The organism is Rhodococcus sp. 3258 (assembly GCF_031456475.1).
In the GTDB taxonomy this organism is placed as follows: domain Bacteria; phylum Actinomycetota; class Actinomycetes; order Mycobacteriales; family Mycobacteriaceae; genus Rhodococcoides; species Rhodococcoides fascians.
Window position 1 is genome coordinate 958,539 of record NZ_JAVDUT010000001.1, and the last position, 19,087, is coordinate 977,625.

Genomic DNA, 19,087 nt, shown 5'->3' on the forward strand with positions numbered 1-19,087 from the left:
ACGCAGACGATGAACGACGCTGCACCGATCGACAAGGCTCTGGTGTCGCGGCTGGCGCAACTCGATCACGCCGTCGACGCGCTGGCCGCCGCACCGGAGTTCAGCAAGAGCACCAAGGTGCGACGGGTTCTGGATTCTGTGCACCGAGTGTTGTTGCAGCCCGGCGGTTGTAGCGCGGTACGCGAACGCGCCGCGGTGCTGGAGAACGCCGGGCTGTTCGCCGGTACGGACTGGGCGCAGCCGGACATTCTCGTTCCCGCGTTCGTGGGTCCGAGCCTGCGCAGTGGCAACGACGACACCGTGGTTCTCGAAGCAGCCAGCGAGTTGCGGATGGTCGCGATCGTCGCCGGTGAGTACGAGCATCCCGCAGTGACAGCTGACGATGCGCGACGCTTCCTCTCCCAGGTACTCGCCCTGAACCTCGAGGTGTTGTTCACCCCGCCCTCGGAATCGGAACGAGTCCGTTCGGGTCGGACAGCACATCTGATCCGCGATCTCTTCGGCTACGTTGCCGGGGAAATCGGCTACGACAGTGTGCTGGACGAATTGCTCGAAGAGATCTGGCGGATTCTGCGTCAGCGTCCGATCCAGGTCGACACCATCAAGTCCATGGTCACGCGCATTGCGATCTATCGCGACGACCCGACCGTCGATCTCGGCACGTCCGGTCAAGGACTCGATCGGTTGACCACGGCGTTGTTCGGCACCACCGACGCGTGCCGCGAGGACCCGGGCGTGGAGGTCTACCGGAACCGCCTCGAGGCCATGGACGTCGAGGCACTGCAGTTCGAGGCCCGCGGTTTCGCACGGGCGATGCACGACACCGGTCTCGTTTCGCCGTACCACGCCACACTCACGCAATATCTCGTCGACCACTACTCGTATGTCCTACCCGAGGCCTTGGGGCTGTCCGACACCGGGCGTACGTGCCTCACTCGCTACCCGGAATTGGTCCACCGTCTGATCGAAGAAACCGTGTATCCCGAGACGGCGCAAAGTCTCTACGGATTGGCACTGCTCCTCGACCGCGGAATCCTGCATCAGCCGCCGATCGTGCCGTCCCTGTGGCGTCAACTATCGCTCACCCTCGCGCCCGCAGTGCGAGAACGCTTGATCACCACTTTCGGTCCGGTTCCGGCACCGGAGTCGCGATTGCTCGGTGGGTTGCTCTCCATGCTCGGACAACCGCTCGGTGTCGGCCAGGGCGACAATCCCACGTGCCAGTCGGCGCGCGCGCTGTCGATGTGGGCGTACAACGATCCCGACTACCTGCTGCAGATGGTGGTGTGGGCGGCACGAGACGAAGAGATCGTCATGCACTTCGAGGGCCAGTCGATCTCGTCCGTCGACAGCGAAAGTGGTGTCGCGACCTCGGATCCGGTCGATCTGGACCCGGCATCGCTGATTCTGGTTCCGCACCTGGACCGGATCTACGCCGAGATGGTCCGACGCTGCGCCGACAGACCGGGCGATCCGCATCGCTGGGTCAATCCCGAATTCCACGGGTGGTGGTCGGCCCGCGAGTTCCATATCGACGTGGACGTCGCGACCGGAAATCTGGTCGATCTCGATGGTTTCCTGCGGCAGTTCCATGCCGCTTATCACCCCGAGTACAACGGCCATCAGCCGCTGATCCACCCGCAACCCGCCGGGGTGGCCGTAACCGACAGCGCTGCACGGTATGTGGGGTGGCACGCCATCGCCATTCTGCGTGTTGCCCCCGATCCCGACGGCGTCATGCGGGTCTACTTCTTCAATCCCAACAACGACAGTGGGCAGGATTGGGGTGACGGAGTCGTCGTCGGAACGGCAGGGAACGGCGAACGCGCGGGCGAAGGCTCGCTACCGTTCGAGCAATTCGCGTCTCGCCTGTACATCTTCCACACGGATCCGTTGGAAAAGGGTGAGCCGGAGAAGATTCCGAACGCGGACATCGACACGATCGTCGGTTACATCGAACGCAGTTGGGGTGCCGAGCGCTCGGCGCGGGCCGCGTATCAGCCGTTCCAGGAGTAGACCGAGACCCAGTCCAGGATCAGATTGCCCTCGCTGTTTCCGTCTCCCTTGGTTTCGGTCTGCAGCTCCCATCGCATCGGCGTGGACGGCACGAAGTCGGTCGAGTCCAACACGACCGTGTCGTCGAGGAGGTACCGGATCCTTCCCGGTGACCATTCCATGGTGTAGGTGTGCCAGTCGGTGAACTGCGCGCCGATGTCGAGGGCGGGCGTTTTGCACCCGTCGGCGCACGAGCCTTCGCCCGAGAAATGATGGAACCCACCGACGTTGCCCGACAGCGCACCTTCCGGGAAATCGAACTCGCCGTCGTACGGCCAGTTCTCGGATTGCGGCCAGAGCAACCATGCCGCGTAGTACTCGGACAGATCCGGTGAATCGACTTTCAGACGCGCCGAATATCTTCCGTACGTCTGATACTGGTCGGCACCGATCAGTGGGGAGATACTCGCTCCGGCCGGAACGCCGTCGACCTGACCTAGGTGGTACTGCAGAGCGCCGTCGGCAGTGGACAGCACTGCATCGGGCCGATACGGCCGCTTGTCGTAGGTGTCGGGATAGCACGACGGATACGTGCGCCACCGCTGGCCCTCGGCTCCGGTGTAGACGACCTTCGAGGGGTCGCACTGATTGGCCCAACTGCCGGTGGCGGACGGGGCGGTGAACTCGTCGACGAATATCTGCTTCCAGCCGGGCAGATCCCCGGTGGGTGCAGCAATTCCGCCGGGGTTGTCGGCGGTCGGTTCCGCGGCCGCTACCGGTGTCCATGTCTGCACCGACGAGCCGTCGCATTCGGCCAGCACGGCCACACGCCGAGAGGTCTGCCGTGCGTCGTCCGCGAGACAGAGGCCGGTGCCCGTCAGAGCGATCGCACCGGATTTGCCCGCCGTCCAACCGGCGACCGCACTGTCGTCGCAACTACCGAGGACAACAGGTACACCGGCTGCGGCCTCGCCGTTCTTCGGCACCAGGCACTGTGATTGCGACCGAACCGTGCCGTCGGCCTCGGCGACTACTTGCTGTGCCGGCGTTCCGTTGCACGTCGCGAGACGGACGGTGTCGGTGTCACTTCCATCGAGGCAGAGCTTGTCGGGAGACTCGATCTGCCCGGTGAAGGTCACTGCAGACGGTGTGTCCGCGTCCGTGGTCGAGTCCCCGGAGAACACGCCGCAGCCCACGACGAGTACGGACACGATCGCCAGCGTCCCCGTAGCGACAAGAGTCCTCCCCGTGCGGCAACCGCTACCCCACCGACCGAGACGCGAACGTGCACGAACAATCCGCATCGGGGTCGTCCCCATCGTTGCCTCCAAAGTGACGATCCGTCCCAGCCGAGGGTACAGATCGTCAGCAGGAGCAACTTTCGAGAAGCTTACGGAGCGAGATCAGTCCTTCTTGTCGAGCGATTCGGGCTTGTGCACTGCGTCCTTTCCGGACTTGTCACTTTCGACGCGGTACTGCGGGTCGTCTTTCGAGGCCTTGACCTTGCGGCCGGCGGCTTCGGTCTCGGAGGTGATCTTCTCCTGCACCGTTCCCTCGGTGGTAGTTCCGTGGGTCTGCCATTCGACCTTGTCGCCCTTGTGCAAATCGTCCTTCGACATGTTCCGGTGATCCCTTCGTCGGTGGTCTGTCCATCGACACTTACCCACGAGCGCGTCGGCGCAATCAGCTGGTTCCCAGAGCCGGAGCCAGTGTGGTGAACCAGGCCTCTCGCAACTGGTCCTCGAACAGCGGCCAGGTATGCGCACCTTCGTCGCGCATGGATACCGTCGCCGGAACGTCGGCCCGACGCAGGGCGTCGACGAAGATGGATGTGCAGTAGTTGACCATCGCTTCGACCGCCATGCCGCCGAACGGCGGAACGGCACCGTCGGGAATGCGATCCACGGCGCCGGGCGCACCGCGTGACGAGCTCACGTACACCGCCGTTCCACGAAGTCGTTCGACGTTGAGCGACGGGTCGTGGTCGCGCCATCCCTGACTTCCCGGCAACCCCCACATGTTGAACGGGTTGTTGAGTCCGCCGGCGATCATGGCCGAGATGCCGGCGGTGGCAAATGGATTGGATGGTGCCGGGCATCCGCTGAACGACGCGGCCGCGTCGAACACGTCGGGAGCCTGGATTGCCAGATCCAACGCCGGGCCACCGCTCATCGACAGGCCCGCGACGCCGCGCTTGCCCGTCGAGCCGTAGGCGGCGTCCACGGCCGCGGGTAGTTCCCGGCTCAAATAGGTCTGCCAGAGGTTGGTCCCCAGCACCGGATCGGTTGTCTGCCAATCGGTGTAGAAGCTGAACCGACCGCCGATCGGTGCGACGACGGTGACGTTCTTGTCGAGGAAGAACTGTTCGACGCCGGAGTTGTTGAGCCAGCCGACCCCGTCCTCGTTGCCGAGGGCACCGTTGAGCAGAACAAGCGTGGGCGCGGGCCCACCTCCGGGCGAGTGCAGCACCTCGTTGGAGATGACCCGATTCATGGACGGAGAGAACACGTTCAGCACCGCGCGCGTTGCCGACACCTGGTGGATTCCGACGGCCCCGACCGCCGCGTCGGCCGATCCGGTAGTGCCCGGCAGCGCCTGCGCCGGGTTTCCGGCCAACACTATCGACGCCAGTACGGCCGCCGTCACCACCGCGGTGGATCGAGTCAGCTTCTTTCTCATCTGTCCCACAGGCAACATAAGCACCATACGAGGGTTGCACGAATTCCGCTTTCGACCGCTAACGATCCGATTACAAAACCGCGCGGTCCGTTCGCTGTTTCCAGGTATCTCTACCGACCTGCGGTACGAATTCGAGTGGCGCGCAGCGTCAAATGATGCCGCTCGGCCACCGAGGACGCCGACTCGGCCGCCCGCACGAACAGATCGGCCGCCATCCGGAGATCGCCGGCCTTTTCGTGCAGATGCGCAGCCACCGCGTGGTACCGCGGTACTGCGGAATCGACAGCGGCGAGCGCCGCGAGTCCGGCGGCCGGGCCGTCCGCTTCCCCCACCGCGACAGCTCTGTTGAGCCGTACTACCGGACTGTCGGTGATCGCGAGCAACTCGTCGTACCACTCGACGATCTGTACCCAGTCCGTCTCCTCCACCCGTTGCGCATCGGCATGCAGGGCGGCAATGGCGGCTTGTATCTGGAACTCGTCCAGCCGATCCCGAGCGAGCGCCGCCTGCAGAATCCGAACTCCCTCGGCTATCGAGACGGTGTCCCAGCTCGACCGATCCTGCTCGGCCAAGGGAATCAGCCGGCCGTCGGATCCGGTTCTCGCAGCGCGCCGGGCGTGGTGCAACACCATCAACGCCAACAGTCCAGCGGTCTCCGCGTCGTCGGACAGGGTCGCGAGCTGCCTCGTCAACCTGATCGCCTCGGCCGCGAGATCGACGTCGCCGGTATACCCCTCGTTGAACACCAGGTACAGCACCCGCCGAACCGTCGTGAGGTCGCCCGGAGCGTCGAAACGGACGTCGCGCACCGCCCGTTTGGCTCGGCTGATGCGCTGGGCCATGGTTTTCTCCGGCAGCAGATACGCCTGCGCGATCTGCCGCGTCGTCAGACCCCCGACGGCACGCAACGTCAGCGCTACCGCTGCTGCGGGTGTCAGCACCGGGTGCGCGCAGAGGAAGAACAACTGCAGTGTGTCGTCGACGCCGTGGACACTGCCCGGTTCCGGCTCGGCCGCAACCCGGTTCTCTCGATCCCGTCGAGCCTTCTCCGATCGCTGGGAGTCGAGAAATTTGCGCCACGCCACGGTGACGAGCCACCCCTTCGGGTCGGACGGCGCGTCACCCGCCCCTGCCGACGCTCCCCACACCGAGGCCGCCTGCACCAACGCCTCCTGGACGGCGTCCTCGGCCGCCGCGAAATCTGCTCCACGGTGGACGAGGACGCCGATCACGGACGGAGTCAGCATCCGCAGCGCGTGAGGATCCACGAGTGCCGTCACTCGTCGATCGTGGCGGGGGCCTCCATGAACGGACGTAGCTCGAGCCATTCGCCGATCGGCTCACCACCGGCACCGGGTGCTGCCGAGAGCTGCCCCGCGAGTTCGAGTGCGCGGTCGTAGGACTCGACGTCGATGACCATCCAACCTGCGATCAAGTCCTTGGTCTCCGCGAACGGACCGTCGGTGACCGGGGGCTTTCCGGCCCCGTCCGACCGCACCCACGTTCCCTCGGGGGCCAGGGCCTGCGCGTCGACGAACTCGCCCGTCTTCTCGAGCTCGGCGACGAAGTCTTGCATGAACTGGATATGGTCGTGCACTTCGGCCGGGGTCCACCGGTCCATCGGAATCCAGCCGGCAGGCTCGGGGGCCCCGCGGTAATGCTTGAGCATGAGGTACTTGGCCATGATGTCTCCTAGCGTCGGATGCAGTCATTCTTTCTGCATTCGCCCCTGGGACGGAGCCGGTCGGCCGATATCTACATACTCGGCCGAAAAACTTCACCGCATCGTGCGTCCGACCGAGCCGAGCATCTGGGTTGCCTCGACCACGCGGGCTGCCATGGCCGACTCGGCCGGCTTGCCCCACGATCGGGGGTCGTAGGCCTTCTTGTTGCCGTACTCGCCGTCGATCTTGAGAACCTGGTCGTACTTGCCGATCATGTGGCCCGCGATGGACCTGGTGAACGCGTACTGGGTGTCGGTGTCGATGTTCATCTTGATCACCCCGCTCGCCACTGCCGACGCGATGTCGGCGGCACTCGAGCCCGATCCACCGTGGAAGACCAGATCGAACGGCTTGTCCTTTCCGGTTTCGGCACCGACGACCGACTGGATCTCGTCGAGAATCTCGGGACGTAGATGTACCGAGTCCGGGTTGTAGACACCGTGGACGTTGCCGAAAGTCAGTGCCGTCATGTATCGACCACGCTCGCCTGCACCGAGCGCGGCGATCGTGGCGCGGGCGTCGTCGACGGTGGAGTACAGCTGCTCGTTGATCTCGTGAGACACCCCGTCTTCTTCCCCGCCGATCACTCCCACCTCGATCTCGAGAATGGTGTCGGCCTGCACCGACAGATCGAGCAGTTCGCGTGCGATACGCAAGTTCTCGTCGAGCGGCACGGCGGAGCCGTCCCACATGTGTGATTGGTACAGCGGTGCCAGGCCGCGCGAGCGTCGTTCGATCGCGTCGGACAGCAGTGGGCGCACCCAATCGTCGAGGTTCTCTGCGGGGCAGTGATCGGTGTGCAGGGCCACCGAGATCGAATAGTGTTGCGCCACTTCGTGGGCGTACTGCGCGAGCGCCTTCGAGCCGGCGAAGCGGTTCTGCACGGCATTGCCGGACAGGTACAGCGCGGTACCGACCGACACCTGGATGATGCCGTCGCTCTCGGCTTCGGCGAATCCCTGCAGCGCCGCGTTGAGGGTCTGTGAGCTGGTGACGTTGATCGACGGGTACGCGAACCCGCCCTCCTTCGCGCGGTCCAACATGGCGACGTACTGTTCCGGACTGGCAATCGGCATGGGCTGTTCTCTCTTTCGGGTGCGGCTGGTCTTCAGCGTGTTGCTGCAGCGCAGCCGCACGAATTGCGGTGGGTGAACGTAGTCGGTACCGAAATGGATCGCGGCGCGTCGTCACGGCCTTCGATTCGACCGATCAACAGGTCGGCAGCGGTTCTGCCGATGGTCTGCACGTCCTGCGCGGCGGCCGTCAGGCGCGGCTCGAACAGATCGGACCACTCGAAATCGTCGTAGCACACGAACGCCAGGTCGTCGGGAATCGACAAACCAAGGCCGCGAACTGCTTTGAGGGAACCGATGGTCATCGAGTTGTTCATCGACACCAGAGCCGAAGGCCGGTCCGAACCCGTCAGCAGTCGACGTACCTCCGTCTCGGCCACCTCGACATTGGACCTTCCCTCGAGAATCAACCGAGGGTCGACATCGATTCCCCGGTCGGCGAGCGCCCTGGCATAACCTGCGAAACGCTCTGTGGTGGACGAGATTCCCTCGATGCCGCGGACGATCGCAATTCGGTCGTGTCCGGAGTCGAGCAGATGGGCCGTCAGCTCGTACGCGGATTGCTCGTTCTCCGGGCCCACCTGATCGCACGGGATATCCAGCATACGGTCGATCAGCACCAGAGGTGTTCCGCTGCGCATGATCTCGGGAATCGTCGACTCCTCCGAGCCGGCCGCAGGCGCAAGGATCATGCCGTCGACCTGACGGTCCAGCAGAGAATCGGTGACGCGCCGCTCCGACGTCGGCTCGTCGTGCGAGTCACCGAGAATCAACACGTAACCGGCCTCCGACAACCGCTGCTCGACGGCATAGACGAGGCTGCCGAAATACGGATTGGTCAGCGCCGCGATCGACAGCCCCACCGTGTGGGTTCGACCGGCCGCGAGAGAACGCGCCACGACGTTGCGCCGGTATCCGATCTCGACGATGGCAGCGTCGACGCGTTGCCGGGTCGCCGGGTTGACCTTACGAGTTCCGTTGAGCACGTGCGAGACCGTCGACACCGACACTCCGGCGATCCGAGCGACGTCGTCCATGGTGGGCATGTCAGTCGTCTCCGTGGGTATCGGACGCCGGCGGTCTCATGTCAATCGCAGGATTCGATCGGCGCGCTGGGCGGTCGAACCGATGAGCTCGGCGTTGCGTTCGTCCGAACCCAATGCCCAGAACTGCGCTTCCTCGGGCGATTTCCCGTACGCCTCGTGCCGCGCGACGAGACGCTCGTGCCGAACGGCCGTGTGCGGCGCCAGGAACCACACCTCGTCGATCATCGCCCGTGCAGCAGGCCATGCGTCGGATTGCATCAGCAGGTAGTTGCCCTCGGTGATCACCAACGGAACGTCCGACGGGACCGGTACGGCGGACCCGATCGATTCCTCGATCTCTCGCCTGAACTTCGGTGCGTACACCAGCGGATCGCCGGGGCGTTGATCGTGAATCGCGGCGACGAGACGCGCATAGCCGCCGTCGTCGAAGGTATCGTGTGCGCCCTTGCGATCGAGCCGGCCCAGTTCGATCAACACCTCGTTGGCCAGGTGGAATCCGTCCATCGGAACCAGCACCGAAAGCTCGGGGCCCAGTGCATCCACCAACTGCTGTGCCACGGTGGACTTTCCGGCACCCGGTGCACCGGTCAGGCCGAGTATGTGCCGCTCTCCCGGCACGGCGAGCCGCCCGGCCAGCTCCACGAGTTCGTCGAGGGATGCTTCCTGCACCTGTCGGTCATTGCTCACTGTTGTCGCTTTCGAGTACGTGGGTTGGAAGTTCGCGTAGCCACGCCCTGGGGCCGATGACCGAACAGCGCAGCGCCGCAACGCGAGCCGACCGTCGGATACGTTCCTGCACGGAGCCGAACTGCGTCGAGTAGTACGCGTACGCACCGTGGAAGACGTCGCCGGCTCCCAGTGTATCGACCACGGTGACCGCCTCGACGGCCACGGAGCCGGAGTTGCCCTCGGACCAGAATTCGACGGGCTCTCCGCCGTGGGTGGTGACGACCGTGCGTACGCCCGAGCGCACCAACGTCGCTGCAGTGGCAGCTGTGTCCGACGCTCCGGGCGTGCGAAAGTCCGCTGAGCACACCATGTCCGTGACGAACGGAATCAGCTCGCTCATCACGGGTTTCCAGCGTCCGGCGTCGACGACCGACGTGGTATCCCGCGCCGCCGCATGTTCCACGGCGGCGCGGGCGATCAGGGGGTGGTGGCCGTCGACGAGTACGACGTCGGCACCGGCGAGCACGGCATCGAGATCGTTCGGCGGCGCGGCGTCGGAGTGCACGGCGTCGGCCGAGACGACCGACCGGTCTCCCGTCGACTCGATCACCGTCACGGCCGAGACGGGTACTGCTCTCACGGTGCCCGCGATCGAGTCGATCACGCGCACATCGCATTCCGCAAGTTCTGCCTTGATCAAGGCAGCCACCGGATCGTCCCCGAGCGCAGTGACGAGAACGGCCGTACCACCCAGTGCGGCGAACGTGACGGCGGCGTTGGCGGCAGGACCGCCGGCCGCAACGAACTGCGCGTTCGAGGTGATCTTCTGGTTCGACGCCGGCGGCGACGACACTCGATGAATCACATCGAGTGTCGCCAGCCCGACGAAAACGCCGACCGGACGAGACGCATCAGAGGCCGGCGCGTTCCTCATCGGTCGGCTCCTCCGCGCCGGTCATGAGCGCGACGACCTCGGACATGGTGCGCTTCTTCGGATCCACGACGCCTGCGCGTTTGCCGAGGCGGTGGATGTGGATACGGTCGGCGACCTCGAACACGTGCGGCATGTCGTGGCTGATGAGCACCACGGGTATCCCACGGTCGCGAATCGTTCGGATCAGGTCGATCACCATGCCCGATTCCCGCACGCCCAGAGCTGCGGTCGGCTCGTCCATGATGATCACCCCGCGGCCGAATGCCGCTGCTCGAGCCACTGCGACGCCCTGACGCTGCCCACCGGACAACGTCTCGACGGCCTGGTTGACCGACTTGATCCCGATCTTGAGGTCCTGCAGATGCTTCGACGACTCGTCGCGCATTCTCGGCATGTCCAATCGCCGAAAGATGCTGCCGCTGATGCCTTTGCGCTTGATCTCGCGTCCGAGGTAGACATTCGAGGCGATGTCGAGCGCAGGAATGACGGCCAGGTCCTGATAGACCGTCTCGATCCCGGCCGCCCGGGCATCGCGGGTGTTCTTGAACGACACCGGCGAGCCGTTCATCAGGATCTCTCCCGAATCCGGAATGACAGCTCCGGCCAAAGCCTTGATGAGACTTGACTTTCCGGCACCGTTGTCGCCGATCACTGCCAGTACCTCACCGGCCCGCAGCTCGAAATCCGCGCCGTTGATGGCCGTCACGCTGCCGTAGGTCTTGACCAGACCACGTGCTTCCAGAGCGAGGGGCGCAGTCACTGTGACCTCCTGCGTGCGAATTGATCGACGGCCACCGCGACGATGACGAGAATGCCGGTCGCGACGTTCTGGTACAGGCTGTCGACGCCGGCCTGGGTGAGCCCGTTGCGCAGCACCCCGACGATCAGAGTTCCGATGAGAGTCCCGATGACGGTGCCGCGGCCACCGAACAGGCTGGTTCCACCGATGACGACCGCGGTGATCGTTTCGAGGTTGGCGTTCTGATAGGCGTTCGGGTCGGCATTGGGGATCCGTCCGAGCGCTGCCCATGCCGCGATCGCGGCGATGACACCGGTGACGATGTAGACCGAGAACAGCACGCGACCGGACTTGATGCCGGAGCGGTCCGAGGCCTGCGGGCTACCACCCACCGCGTATATGTGCCTGCCCCAGGATGTTTGGGACAGTGCGTACCACATCACGGCGTACACCAGCAGCATCACCACCACGCCGTACGTGGTGGAGAAGCTACCGATCTTGAACGACGTCCCCAGCAGTGTCAGCGGCCCGCTCGGCACCTGGTAGGTCTCGGAGCCGGCCAGCAACCTGGTGGCTGCCTGGATCGCGGTGAACGTGCCGAGTGTGACGATGAACGGCGGCAGTCGCAGCATCGTCACCAACCCGCCGTTGATCGCGCCGAATGCGACACAGACGGCAAGCGTCGAACCGAGCGCCACCACCGGGCCGTTGGCACCAGCGGTCTGCGCCATAACGATGGTGCCCATCACGGCCACCGCGCCGATCGACAGATCGATACCGGAGGTGAGGATGATGAGCGTCTGGCCGACGGCCAGAATGCCGACCACCACGGACTGCTGCAGAATCAGAGAAACGTTCTGCGGGTTGAGAAACGAGCTCGAAATCGAGCTGAACACGATGATGGCGATGACGAGCGCGGCCATGGGCCCGAGCAGCGGTTCACGCAGGATGGTTCCCACGTTGAACCGGCTCGGAGCCTTGGGAGGCGCGGCGGTATCGGTGCTCACGAATCAGTTCCTGGTCCTCGACGTATTTCTGCGATCAGCCCCAGCAATTCGCTTCGCCCCATGCGGTGTCCTGGGATTCGATTCCGGCAACAGGCTTGTCGGTGACCAGCTGAGAACCGGTGTCGTTGAAGCCACTGGGCTTGGTGCCGTCCTGGGCGAACTTGACCACAGCGTCGACGCCCTGCTCGGCCATCTTCGCCGGGAACTGCAGCACCGTCGCACCGATGATGCCGGACTTGACGTTCGCGATACCGGTGCAGCTACCGTCGATCGAGCCGATGGTGATCTGATCGGCGCGGCCTGCGGACTGAATCGCCTGGTAGGCACCCGCCGCGGCGGGCTCGTTGATCGTGTAGAGCGCATTGACGCCCGGTGCACGCTGCAGCAGGTTCTCCATGGCCGTCTGCGCCTTGGTCTGGTCGCCGTTGGTGTTTTCCTGGCCGACGATCTCGGGAGAGCTGTCGGTCAGGCCCATTCCTTCGAGGAAGCCGTCGTGACGGAACGTGTCGACGGTGCCGCCCGCGGTGCCGTCGAGCATGATGACCTGGGGCGCAGTGGTTCCCAACGTGCCTTTGACCCATTCGCCCTGGCTGACGCCTGCCGCCTTGTTGTCGGTGGCGAACGTCGCGTCCACTGCGTCCTCAGGGTCGGTGGCCGTATCGAGGGCGATGACGACGACGCCTGCGTCGCGTGCCTTCTTGATCGCGTCGAGGACTCCGGTGGAGGAGTTCGGGGTGATCAGAATGCCTTTGACACCCTGGCCGACCAAGTTCTCGATCGCCGCGACCTGACCCTCGTTGTCACCGTCGAATGCACCTGCGAGAGCGACCAATTCGGCTCCACTGGAGTCCGCCTTGGCCTGAGCTGCCTCGCGGAGCTTCACGAAGTACGGATTGGAATCCGTCTTGGTGATGAGTCCGACCTTGACGCTGTCCGAATCCGAACCGCTGCATGCAGTCAGTCCGAGTACGAGGGAACCGGCCATCAACGCGGTTCCGATCGTCAGCGTGGTCTTCCGACGGTGATTGAACATCTGGACTCCCTTGTCCTCGCTCCGCAGGTCGCGTCGCTCGATTGCAGGAGCGTACGACCAATACAAGCGCTTGCGCATGCGCTTTCGCGAAATAAATCCGAAAACTTTTCCGACCGGCCGGCGTCAGCTCGTCACCACGCCGCTCAGCCCCAGTTCCCGCAAACGCGCGCGCGTTTGCCATCCGCGCGCGGAATAGTGCCCGATCGCCCAGCTATTCCGCGCGCATCCAGCGAATGCGCGCGCGTTTGCCCACGCCGATCGGTCTCCGCCCCGGTCTCCGCCGCCCCGGTCCTGCGCGGCCCCGGTCCTCGCAAACGCGCGCGCGTTTGCCATCCGCGCGCGAAATAGTGCCCGATCGCCCCGCTATTCCGCGCGCATCCAGCGAATGCGCGCGCGTTTGCGGAGCCGATCAGTCCCCGCCCCAGTTCCCGCCGCCCCGGTCCTCGCAAACGCGCGCGCGTTTGCGGTGCCGAATCAGTCGCCTCGCGTGCTCGACGAGTCCTCGTCCACCACCGAATTCGGCTCGTCGTACGTGACGGTGATGTCTTGGAATCCTTTGTTACGCTGCGCTTCTGCCTGGCCGGTGTAGGAGTTCTTGTCCCCCTCGGTGAGTTCGACGTTGTCGGTGAACGGCGTCAGCAGAGCCCGGGGATGCAGGTGGTCTACGCGCACGGCGTTGATTTCGATGCACAGCACGATCAGCACCGACGCGACGTACAGGAAACCGAGCAGACCGAGGACGATGGCGAAGATGCCGTTGCTTGCACTCGCGTTGCCCACGACGTAGCGGATGTAGATGCCGCCGAACGACTGCAGCGCCTGCCAGACGACCGCCGCGATCGCCGCGCCGGGGAGTACGTCGCGCACGCTCAAATCGCGCGCGGTGCCGATTCGGAAGGCCGCGGTGAAGACGGCGGCGTTGACCACCACCGCTCCGACGAGTGCGAGCGCACCACCGGCGAACCCGAACACGCCCGAGGACGCGACGCCGTTCAGCACCGTCAGTCCGATGATCGCGGTGCCGACAGTGCTGAGCAGCAACAATCCGCGCAGCCGACCCTTGATGGGGTCCGGTTGCTCGTTGCGCGGCACCGACCACGCGGTGTTCATCGCGTACTGCACGGCCAGCGACACTCCGAGTCCGCCGTACAGCGACCCGACGACGCCGATGACGATGGCTGTCGTGCCACCACTGAGGCGATCCGGTTGACCGAGCTGGTCACCGATGACCGGGATCTGACTCATCGCCGAGTCGATGATGCGGGTCTGCAGCTCCGGGTCTCCGGCCAGCACGATTCCCAGCAGCGTGGTGAACAGCAGCAGAAGGGGAAACAGCGATAGGAACGAGTAGTAGGCAATCAATGCCGCGAGGTAGCCGCCCCGGTCGTCCATGAATTTGTAGAGCACCGCCAGCGGGAAACCTGCCGAGGGGTGCCTGCGCTGGAAGTTGTCCACCTTCGCGACCATCATCGGTCGAATGTAGCCAGCGACGAGCCTGCGGAAACGTCGACGCTCCGGCTTTCGGTGTGACCCAGCTCTCACGATCTGGACGTGCGCTTCGTCGGTCGAGCTCCGACCAACCCTTCGAGAACAACCCGAACCGAGAAAGGAACTCGCCATGAGCTTTATCGACAAGGCCAAGAACGCAGCAGAGGACGCCATCGGCAAGGCGAAGGAAGTTGTCGGCGACGCAACCGACAACAAGGACCTCGAGGCCGAGGGCAAGAAGGATCAGGGTTCGGCCGGCGTCAAGAAGGTCGGCGAGAACATCAAGGACACCTTCAAGTAACCAGCAGCCCCGGAAGGGTCGTCGATCGAATGATCGGCGGCCCTTCGTGCATCCCGCGATGATGCGCCGCGATACTCACCGGACCACCGCATCGCGAACCGTATAAAATCCATTGATCCGGCCTCGAGGTCGGGACAGGGCGTCCAGAAGCAGGCGCACGATCGAGGATCTCGCCGACGCGACGACGTCGACGGTCCACCGCGCGAGAGGATCGTGTGAATGACTGATTCACCGGCCGAGCAAGACACGTCTCGAACGTCCGAAGCACTGTCGCTTGCGCAGTTCGCTCGATCGCTGCGCGACACTCATCGGTCGATGCCGCAGACGTTGAGTGAGATTCTCCGAATGGCGATTCGGCTCATTCCGGGCGCAACCACCGGATGCATCACCACGGTGAACAAGGGTGAGCGCACAGTCGTCGCATCGACGGACCCGATCGCCGAGAAGCTGTGTCGGTTGCAGTACGAACTCGACGAAGGTCCGATTCCCACCGAGGTCCGACACCTCGACGTGGTCGTGTCCTACGATCTGGCAACCGAACCGCGATGGCCGCAGTTCGCTGCGATGGCCATCGAGGCCGGTTTCAAGTCGCTCTCGGCCTTTCAGCTCTACAGCAACGCCGATGACCTCGGGGCCCTGGTGTTGTACAGCGACGTCACCGGAGCGTTCGACGCCGATGCGGTAGCGATCGGGGAGGCCTTGTCTGCGCATGCTGCCATCGCAATGCTCAGTGCCCGCGACACCGAGCAATTCCGGACCGGCTTGGCCAGCCGGGACATCATCGGCCAGGCAAAAGGCATGATCATGGAACGCTACGACCTCGACGCGGTACAGGCGTTCGACCTACTGGCGAAACTGTCGCAGCAACAGAACCTTCCCTTGCACACCGTTGCCCGCAACCTGGTCGACGCCGACCACCCCACGAACTCGACGTTCTGACCCTTCCGCGGTCACAGCCCTGGCTCCGGCTGGCAGTGCGGACACCACCATGTTCGACGTCGATCGGGGTCGTTCGGCACGTCGGCCTCGACACGAATGACGGTCGCGCACCGCAGACACGGTTTACCGGCCCGACCGGCAACCCAGTGGGTCCGGCCGCGACGAGTGTCGCCGGTGGTGACCTGCATGGACCCGGGGGTGCTCGCCGAATGCCGCATCGCCCGCTCGAGCAGAGTCACCAATTTCTCCGCGTCGACGCCTGCCGACGGAGCCCAGGGCCACAGTCCACGCAGAAAACACAGCTCGTTCGCCCATAGATTCCCGGGTCCCGCGATGACCCGCTGGTCCAGGAGGGTAGAGACGATCGGCCGAGACCCCTGCGCGAGGATGTTCGTTGCCGCACGATCGGTGTCGAACTCGGCGTGTAATGGGTCCGGTCCCAGATGCGCGACCAGCGCATTCATCGAGGCCGTGTACCCGTAGTCGACGACCGGCAACAGGATTCCGTACGCGGTCGGCCCGTCCACCGCGGCCAGCCGCACGCGGACGTCGGGCTGCACCCGCCGCGGTATCGAGCGGCCGGCTCGCACCACCGTCCACGATCCCGTCATGCGGAGGTGGGTGTGCAGCGTGGTGTCGTCGTCGAAATCGGTGAACAGATGCTTGCCGTGCGTCCGGTGCGCGACGACGGTTCGCCCGGCGAGATTCTCGACGGCGTGTGCGGGCACGTTCAGTCGCCCTGCCCGTAGGGTGACGCCGTCCAAGGCTCGCCGCAATCGTGCGGCGAGCGCGTGGACGGTGTCACCTTCGGGCATGGTCTCCGAGTATCCCGAGGGCGGCAGAAACAATCGGACCGACCGGCGAGAGCGCGTCGTCCTCCTCGCGTCAGTGCGCGGGCCGCCTGACGTATCCGACCATGAAGTCGACCGCCAGGAAGGCGACCAGGCTGAGCCCCAACAAGGGCAGGAACCAGCCGACGGCCACGGCAGCCGTGGCGAGGAGCACCGCAGAGATCGGCGAGATGCGGCGCAGTCCCCCACGCAGAGGCGGCCGGCCTGCGGTGAGTCCAGCGCTCTTCGTGGGGCGACGCTTCCACCACATCATGTAGCCGCGCACGATGACCGACGCCAAGGCGAGCGAAAGCCCAACCAGGGCAATCTGATTGGCCACGCCGAACAGGGTCCCCATGTGCAACTGAACTCCCCAGGCCGCCAGCTTGGCTGCCACCGGCCAATCGGCGAAGTATTGGGTGTCGATCACCGCGCCGGTGCTGCCGTCGATCGAGATCGAGTTGTTCGACATCACCCAGGGCTGACGGGTTTCGGCGACGACGAACGCCACGTCGTCCGACGTCGGGATCGATGCCTCCACCGCACCGTCGATGCCGTTCGCTGCGGCAGTATCGAGCACCGAATCGATGCGGCCGACGTTGTTGTCTGTCGCCGACGCACCGGCCGACATGTCCATGGAACTGTCGCCGTGTCCGGAGTGATCCCCCGAGCGATCCCCCATGGTCGACGCGTCGGAAGAACCGATGGTCGTGGCGACGGCGGGGGTCGTCCAGCTCAGCGCCGCGCGGAGGTCGGTGACGTTCGCACCCGCGTAGGTGGACCACGTGAGTCCGGTTGCGGAGAGGAAGATCAGACCTACGGCGATCCAGATACCGGCTACGCCATGCCAGTTCAAGGACCGGTTGCGGCCCTTCGATTCACGATCGAAGGTGAGCAGTGTCGCCCGGCCTCGGTTGCGTCGGTAGCGATCGATCCACAGGTACAGGCCGCCGAGCGCGATCACCCACAACCAGGATGCGGCCAGTTCGCTGTAGATCCGGCCCGGTTCACCGAGGTGCAGGTGTCGGTGCAATTCCGAGATCCACGTTCTGACCGGCAAGGCGCTCGAGGAGCCGTAGACGGCAAGTTCACCCACCGGTGACGCCGTGGCTGGATCGACGAAGACGGCCAGTCGTCGCGATTCGCCGAGGGTCGGGTCGGTGAACAGCACTCGGGTGGTGTCGCCGATGTCGGCAGCGGGTCGCACGGCCGACACGGTCAGATCCGGCCTCTCGGCCTGAGCGGCTCGGATCTGTTGGGAGACCGGGACAGCCGGTCCGGTGGAGTCGACATGCAGATAGTCGCGGTAGACGAGCTGTTCGATGGTCGGGGCGACGGCGTAGAGGCCGCCGCTCACAGTGGCGATCAGGATGAACGGTGCGATGAGTATGCCCGCGTAGAAGTGCAGACGAAGAATCAGCGGACGCCAGCTGCGCGGGCCGGCCGGACGGGTGGGCGGGGAAGGATCGGCGACGCGTTCCTTTTCCGGTGTGGACATGAGAGCTCGTTTCGTGAAGGCAGGGGTGGGCGCGCGCCGTGGGCACGGGTCGACTCGATGTCGAGCGAATCGTGCTGTGCGCGTGAAGAAATTGCCGCAGCTCTGCTCGCCCCCGCGGTGCAGGAGCGGTTTTGGTGGGAGGCTGCGGTCAGTACGACGCGGCAGGCGGTCCGCGGTTCCCGGAGCCCGAGAGATCGAGGAGCCGGTGGACGCCGGGTGTGCGATACAGCGGAAGCGGGGCGGCACTCTGCGAGTCGTCGACGACGAGAATTGCCAGTATCGGGAGTATTCGACGAACAACGGTGGCTGCGTGCGAGATCCCACGCTCGGCCCCGTGCACGATCACCGCGCCGACGACGATCGCGATCGCGTGGGCCGCAAGCATCTGCTGTGTCAGCACCGAACCGTGGTGATCGCCGTCGACGATCGTCAGCAGCACGTGTCCGATCGACTGCGCAGCGGCCAGCGTCGCCATCAGCTGCAGGCGAGGCGCGATGACGATCGGCACGGCGGCGGCAGCGTAACCGAGTCCCGCGCACACCAGAGCCAACAGGACGAACGCGGCGTCGGAGGGGAACATACCGCCGCCGACCGCGTGCGCGGTGGCGGTGATCGTTGCCGTCAGAGCGCCGACGGCAGACCCGCGCAGGGCTGCGGATCCGTCCGGGGTCGCGGGCACGAACAGCAGACTACTACCCGTTTCGGTAGACACAGTGACGTCTTGCTTCTGTCGCATGGTTTGTACGCGAAAACCGATCCAGCGGTCTTTTTCAGGTCCGTTATGGTGGTCGCGGGTATCACGCCACGTTCAGAGAGGATTGCCGTGCCGGACAGTTCGGATGTGGCTCAGGCCCGTGTGTTCGCTCTCATGCTCGCGGCCGAAATTGCGTCGACTTCGAGCCGAATCGAAGTCTCCGAGAACTACGCCCACAAGGCCTTCCGGGTGGGCGACCCCCGCAGCGCGAAGTGGCACACCGACGAGGCCCGCGCTCAGAAGCAGGCGCTGTACGAATTGCACCGCCAACTGGACGCACTGCACAGCCGCTTCCAGATCTCGAAGGGTGAACCCGAACCCGTGTGCTGACGTCCGGCTCCGTGTGTGAGGGCGCCTGGTCCGGGGTACCGCGACAAG

At 64.9% G+C, this 19,087-nt stretch carries 20 protein-coding genes; 4 read left to right on the top strand and 16 right to left on the bottom strand.

From position 1 onward, the window contains the following. The first annotated feature begins 9 nt into the window (after positions 1 to 9). On the top strand, positions 10 to 2,016 hold the full coding sequence (locus J2X62_RS04410; protein WP_310179329.1) for a hypothetical protein: 2,007 nt from the start codon (positions 10 to 12) through the stop codon (positions 2,014 to 2,016). Here the strand turns inward: J2X62_RS04410 and J2X62_RS04415 are convergent. The 13 genes from J2X62_RS04415 to J2X62_RS04475 all read right to left on the bottom strand — a co-directional run bounded on the left by J2X62_RS04415 (position 1,998) and on the right by J2X62_RS04475 (position 14,366). Continuing rightward, on the bottom strand, positions 1,998 to 3,206 hold the full coding sequence (locus J2X62_RS04415; protein WP_310177846.1) for a ricin-type beta-trefoil lectin domain protein: 1,209 nt from the start codon (positions 3,204 to 3,206) through the stop codon (positions 1,998 to 2,000). The genes J2X62_RS04410 and J2X62_RS04415 overlap by 19 nt on opposite strands. Positions 3,207 to 3,398: 192 nt before the next feature. Next, positions 3,399 to 3,614, bottom strand: coding sequence for a DUF2945 domain-containing protein (locus J2X62_RS04420; protein WP_027495736.1), 216 nt, complete (start codon positions 3,612 to 3,614; stop codon positions 3,399 to 3,401). A 64-nt stretch (positions 3,615 to 3,678) separates the two neighbouring features. Further along, positions 3,679 to 4,674 (bottom strand): alpha/beta hydrolase family protein, encoded by a 996-nt coding sequence (locus tag J2X62_RS04425; RefSeq protein WP_283548458.1) that lies wholly within the window; start codon positions 4,672 to 4,674, stop codon positions 3,679 to 3,681. A gap of 110 nt (positions 4,675 to 4,784) precedes the next feature. Next, complete coding sequence (locus J2X62_RS04430) at positions 4,785 to 5,942, bottom strand: DUF6596 domain-containing protein (protein WP_310179332.1); 1,158 nt, start codon at positions 5,940 to 5,942, stop codon at positions 4,785 to 4,787. Positions 5,943 to 5,950: 8 nt separating this feature from the next. Beyond that, complete coding sequence (locus tag J2X62_RS04435; protein ID WP_310177856.1) at positions 5,951 to 6,358, bottom strand: YciI family protein; 408 nt, start codon at positions 6,356 to 6,358, stop codon at positions 5,951 to 5,953. A 93-nt stretch (positions 6,359 to 6,451) separates the two neighbouring features. Next, positions 6,452 to 7,474: a class II fructose-bisphosphate aldolase gene (gene fbaA / locus J2X62_RS04440; RefSeq protein WP_032367298.1), complete on the bottom strand. Its 1,023-nt coding sequence runs from the start codon at positions 7,472 to 7,474 to the stop codon at positions 6,452 to 6,454. Positions 7,475 to 7,506: 32 nt separating this feature from the next. Then, positions 7,507 to 8,517, bottom strand: a complete 1,011-nt coding sequence (locus tag J2X62_RS04445) for a LacI family DNA-binding transcriptional regulator (protein WP_032374853.1) — start codon at positions 8,515 to 8,517, stop codon at positions 7,507 to 7,509. 36 nt (positions 8,518 to 8,553) lie between these two features. Then, complete coding sequence (locus tag J2X62_RS04450; protein WP_027495731.1) at positions 8,554 to 9,204, bottom strand: nucleoside/nucleotide kinase family protein; 651 nt, start codon at positions 9,202 to 9,204, stop codon at positions 8,554 to 8,556. Further along, on the bottom strand, positions 9,194 to 10,120 hold the full coding sequence (locus J2X62_RS04455) for a PfkB family carbohydrate kinase (RefSeq protein WP_027495730.1): 927 nt from the start codon (positions 10,118 to 10,120) through the stop codon (positions 9,194 to 9,196). The genes J2X62_RS04450 and J2X62_RS04455 overlap by 11 nt, the downstream gene beginning before the upstream one ends. Next, the gene (locus tag J2X62_RS04460) at positions 10,098 to 10,880 is read right to left on the bottom strand and encodes an ATP-binding cassette domain-containing protein (RefSeq protein WP_027495729.1); all 783 of its coding nucleotides are present in this window, start codon (positions 10,878 to 10,880) and stop codon (positions 10,098 to 10,100) included. Before J2X62_RS04460 ends, J2X62_RS04455 begins: the two co-directional genes overlap by 23 nt. Then, on the bottom strand, positions 10,877 to 11,866 hold the full coding sequence (locus tag J2X62_RS04465; protein WP_027495728.1) for an ABC transporter permease: 990 nt from the start codon (positions 11,864 to 11,866) through the stop codon (positions 10,877 to 10,879). The genes J2X62_RS04460 and J2X62_RS04465 overlap by 4 nt, the downstream gene beginning before the upstream one ends. A 34-nt stretch (positions 11,867 to 11,900) precedes the next feature. Next, the gene (locus tag J2X62_RS04470; RefSeq protein ID WP_027495727.1) at positions 11,901 to 12,899 is read right to left on the bottom strand and encodes a substrate-binding domain-containing protein; all 999 of its coding nucleotides are present in this window, start codon (positions 12,897 to 12,899) and stop codon (positions 11,901 to 11,903) included. Positions 12,900 to 13,373: 474 nt separating this feature from the next. Then, positions 13,374 to 14,366 (bottom strand): YihY/virulence factor BrkB family protein, encoded by a 993-nt coding sequence (locus J2X62_RS04475; protein ID WP_027495725.1) that lies wholly within the window; start codon positions 14,364 to 14,366, stop codon positions 13,374 to 13,376. A 151-nt stretch (positions 14,367 to 14,517) separates the two neighbouring features. On the opposite strand from J2X62_RS04475, the gene J2X62_RS04480 reads away from it, so the two are divergent. Together J2X62_RS04480 and J2X62_RS04485 are read left to right on the top strand one after the other, a co-directional pair. Further along, positions 14,518 to 14,688: a CsbD family protein gene (locus J2X62_RS04480; RefSeq protein ID WP_008718579.1), complete on the top strand. Its 171-nt coding sequence runs from the start codon at positions 14,518 to 14,520 to the stop codon at positions 14,686 to 14,688. A 219-nt stretch (positions 14,689 to 14,907) separates the two neighbouring features. Beyond that, positions 14,908 to 15,627 carry a GAF and ANTAR domain-containing protein gene (locus J2X62_RS04485; RefSeq protein ID WP_032366809.1) on the top strand — a complete coding sequence of 240 codons (720 nt, stop codon included), beginning with the start codon at positions 14,908 to 14,910 and terminating at the stop codon, positions 15,625 to 15,627. An 11-nt stretch (positions 15,628 to 15,638) separates the two neighbouring features. On the opposite strand, the gene J2X62_RS04490 is transcribed toward J2X62_RS04485, so the two are convergent. The 3 genes from J2X62_RS04490 to J2X62_RS04500 all read right to left on the bottom strand — a co-directional run bounded on the left by J2X62_RS04490 (position 15,639) and on the right by J2X62_RS04500 (position 18,634). Further along, positions 15,639 to 16,442 (bottom strand): DNA-formamidopyrimidine glycosylase family protein, encoded by an 804-nt coding sequence (locus tag J2X62_RS04490; protein WP_310177876.1) that lies wholly within the window; start codon positions 16,440 to 16,442, stop codon positions 15,639 to 15,641. Between the two features lie 70 nt (positions 16,443 to 16,512). Then, positions 16,513 to 17,955 carry a PepSY domain-containing protein gene (locus tag J2X62_RS04495; protein ID WP_310177879.1) on the bottom strand — a complete coding sequence of 481 codons (1,443 nt, stop codon included), beginning with the start codon at positions 17,953 to 17,955 and terminating at the stop codon, positions 16,513 to 16,515. Positions 17,956 to 18,103: 148 nt separating this feature from the next. Then, positions 18,104 to 18,634: a hypothetical protein gene (locus tag J2X62_RS04500; protein WP_310177882.1), complete on the bottom strand. Its 531-nt coding sequence runs from the start codon at positions 18,632 to 18,634 to the stop codon at positions 18,104 to 18,106. Positions 18,635 to 18,796: 162 nt separating this feature from the next. Here J2X62_RS04500 and J2X62_RS04505 point away from each other — a divergent pair, with 162 nt between their 5' ends. Further along, complete coding sequence (locus J2X62_RS04505; protein ID WP_032386421.1) at positions 18,797 to 19,039, top strand: hypothetical protein; 243 nt, start codon at positions 18,797 to 18,799, stop codon at positions 19,037 to 19,039. The last annotated feature ends 48 nt before the right edge of the window (positions 19,040 to 19,087 follow it).

Excerpts from the sequence above, each read along its gene's own strand:
- J2X62_RS04445 (WP_032374853.1), bottom strand. The coding sequence starts at position 8,517 with ATGCCCACCATGGACGACGTCGCTCGGATCGCCGGAGTGTCGGTGTCG.
- J2X62_RS04485 (WP_032366809.1), top strand. The coding sequence starts at position 14,908 with ATGACTGATTCACCGGCCGAGCAAGACACGTCTCGAACGTCCGAAGCA.
- J2X62_RS04425 (WP_283548458.1), bottom strand. The coding sequence starts at position 4,674 with ATGAGAAAGAAGCTGACTCGATCCACCGCGGTGGTGACGGCGGCCGTA.
- J2X62_RS04455 (WP_027495730.1), bottom strand. The coding sequence starts at position 10,120 with ATGAGGAACGCGCCGGCCTCTGATGCGTCTCGTCCGGTCGGCGTTTTC.
- J2X62_RS04480 (WP_008718579.1), top strand. The coding sequence starts at position 14,518 with ATGAGCTTTATCGACAAGGCCAAGAACGCAGCAGAGGACGCCATCGGC.
- J2X62_RS04420 (WP_027495736.1), bottom strand. The coding sequence starts at position 3,614 with ATGTCGAAGGACGATTTGCACAAGGGCGACAAGGTCGAATGGCAGACC.
- J2X62_RS04435 (WP_310177856.1), bottom strand. The coding sequence starts at position 6,358 with ATGGCCAAGTACCTCATGCTCAAGCATTACCGCGGGGCCCCCGAGCCT.
- J2X62_RS04490 (WP_310177876.1), bottom strand. The coding sequence starts at position 16,442 with ATGCCCGAAGGTGACACCGTCCACGCGCTCGCCGCACGATTGCGGCGA.
- fbaA (WP_032367298.1), bottom strand. The coding sequence starts at position 7,474 with ATGCCGATTGCCAGTCCGGAACAGTACGTCGCCATGTTGGACCGCGCG.
- J2X62_RS04495 (WP_310177879.1), bottom strand. The coding sequence starts at position 17,955 with ATGTCCACACCGGAAAAGGAACGCGTCGCCGATCCTTCCCCGCCCACC.
- J2X62_RS04470 (WP_027495727.1), bottom strand. The coding sequence starts at position 12,899 with ATGTTCAATCACCGTCGGAAGACCACGCTGACGATCGGAACCGCGTTG.
- J2X62_RS04475 (WP_027495725.1), bottom strand. The coding sequence starts at position 14,366 with ATGGTCGCGAAGGTGGACAACTTCCAGCGCAGGCACCCCTCGGCAGGT.
- J2X62_RS04410 (WP_310179329.1), top strand. The coding sequence starts at position 10 with ATGAACGACGCTGCACCGATCGACAAGGCTCTGGTGTCGCGGCTGGCG.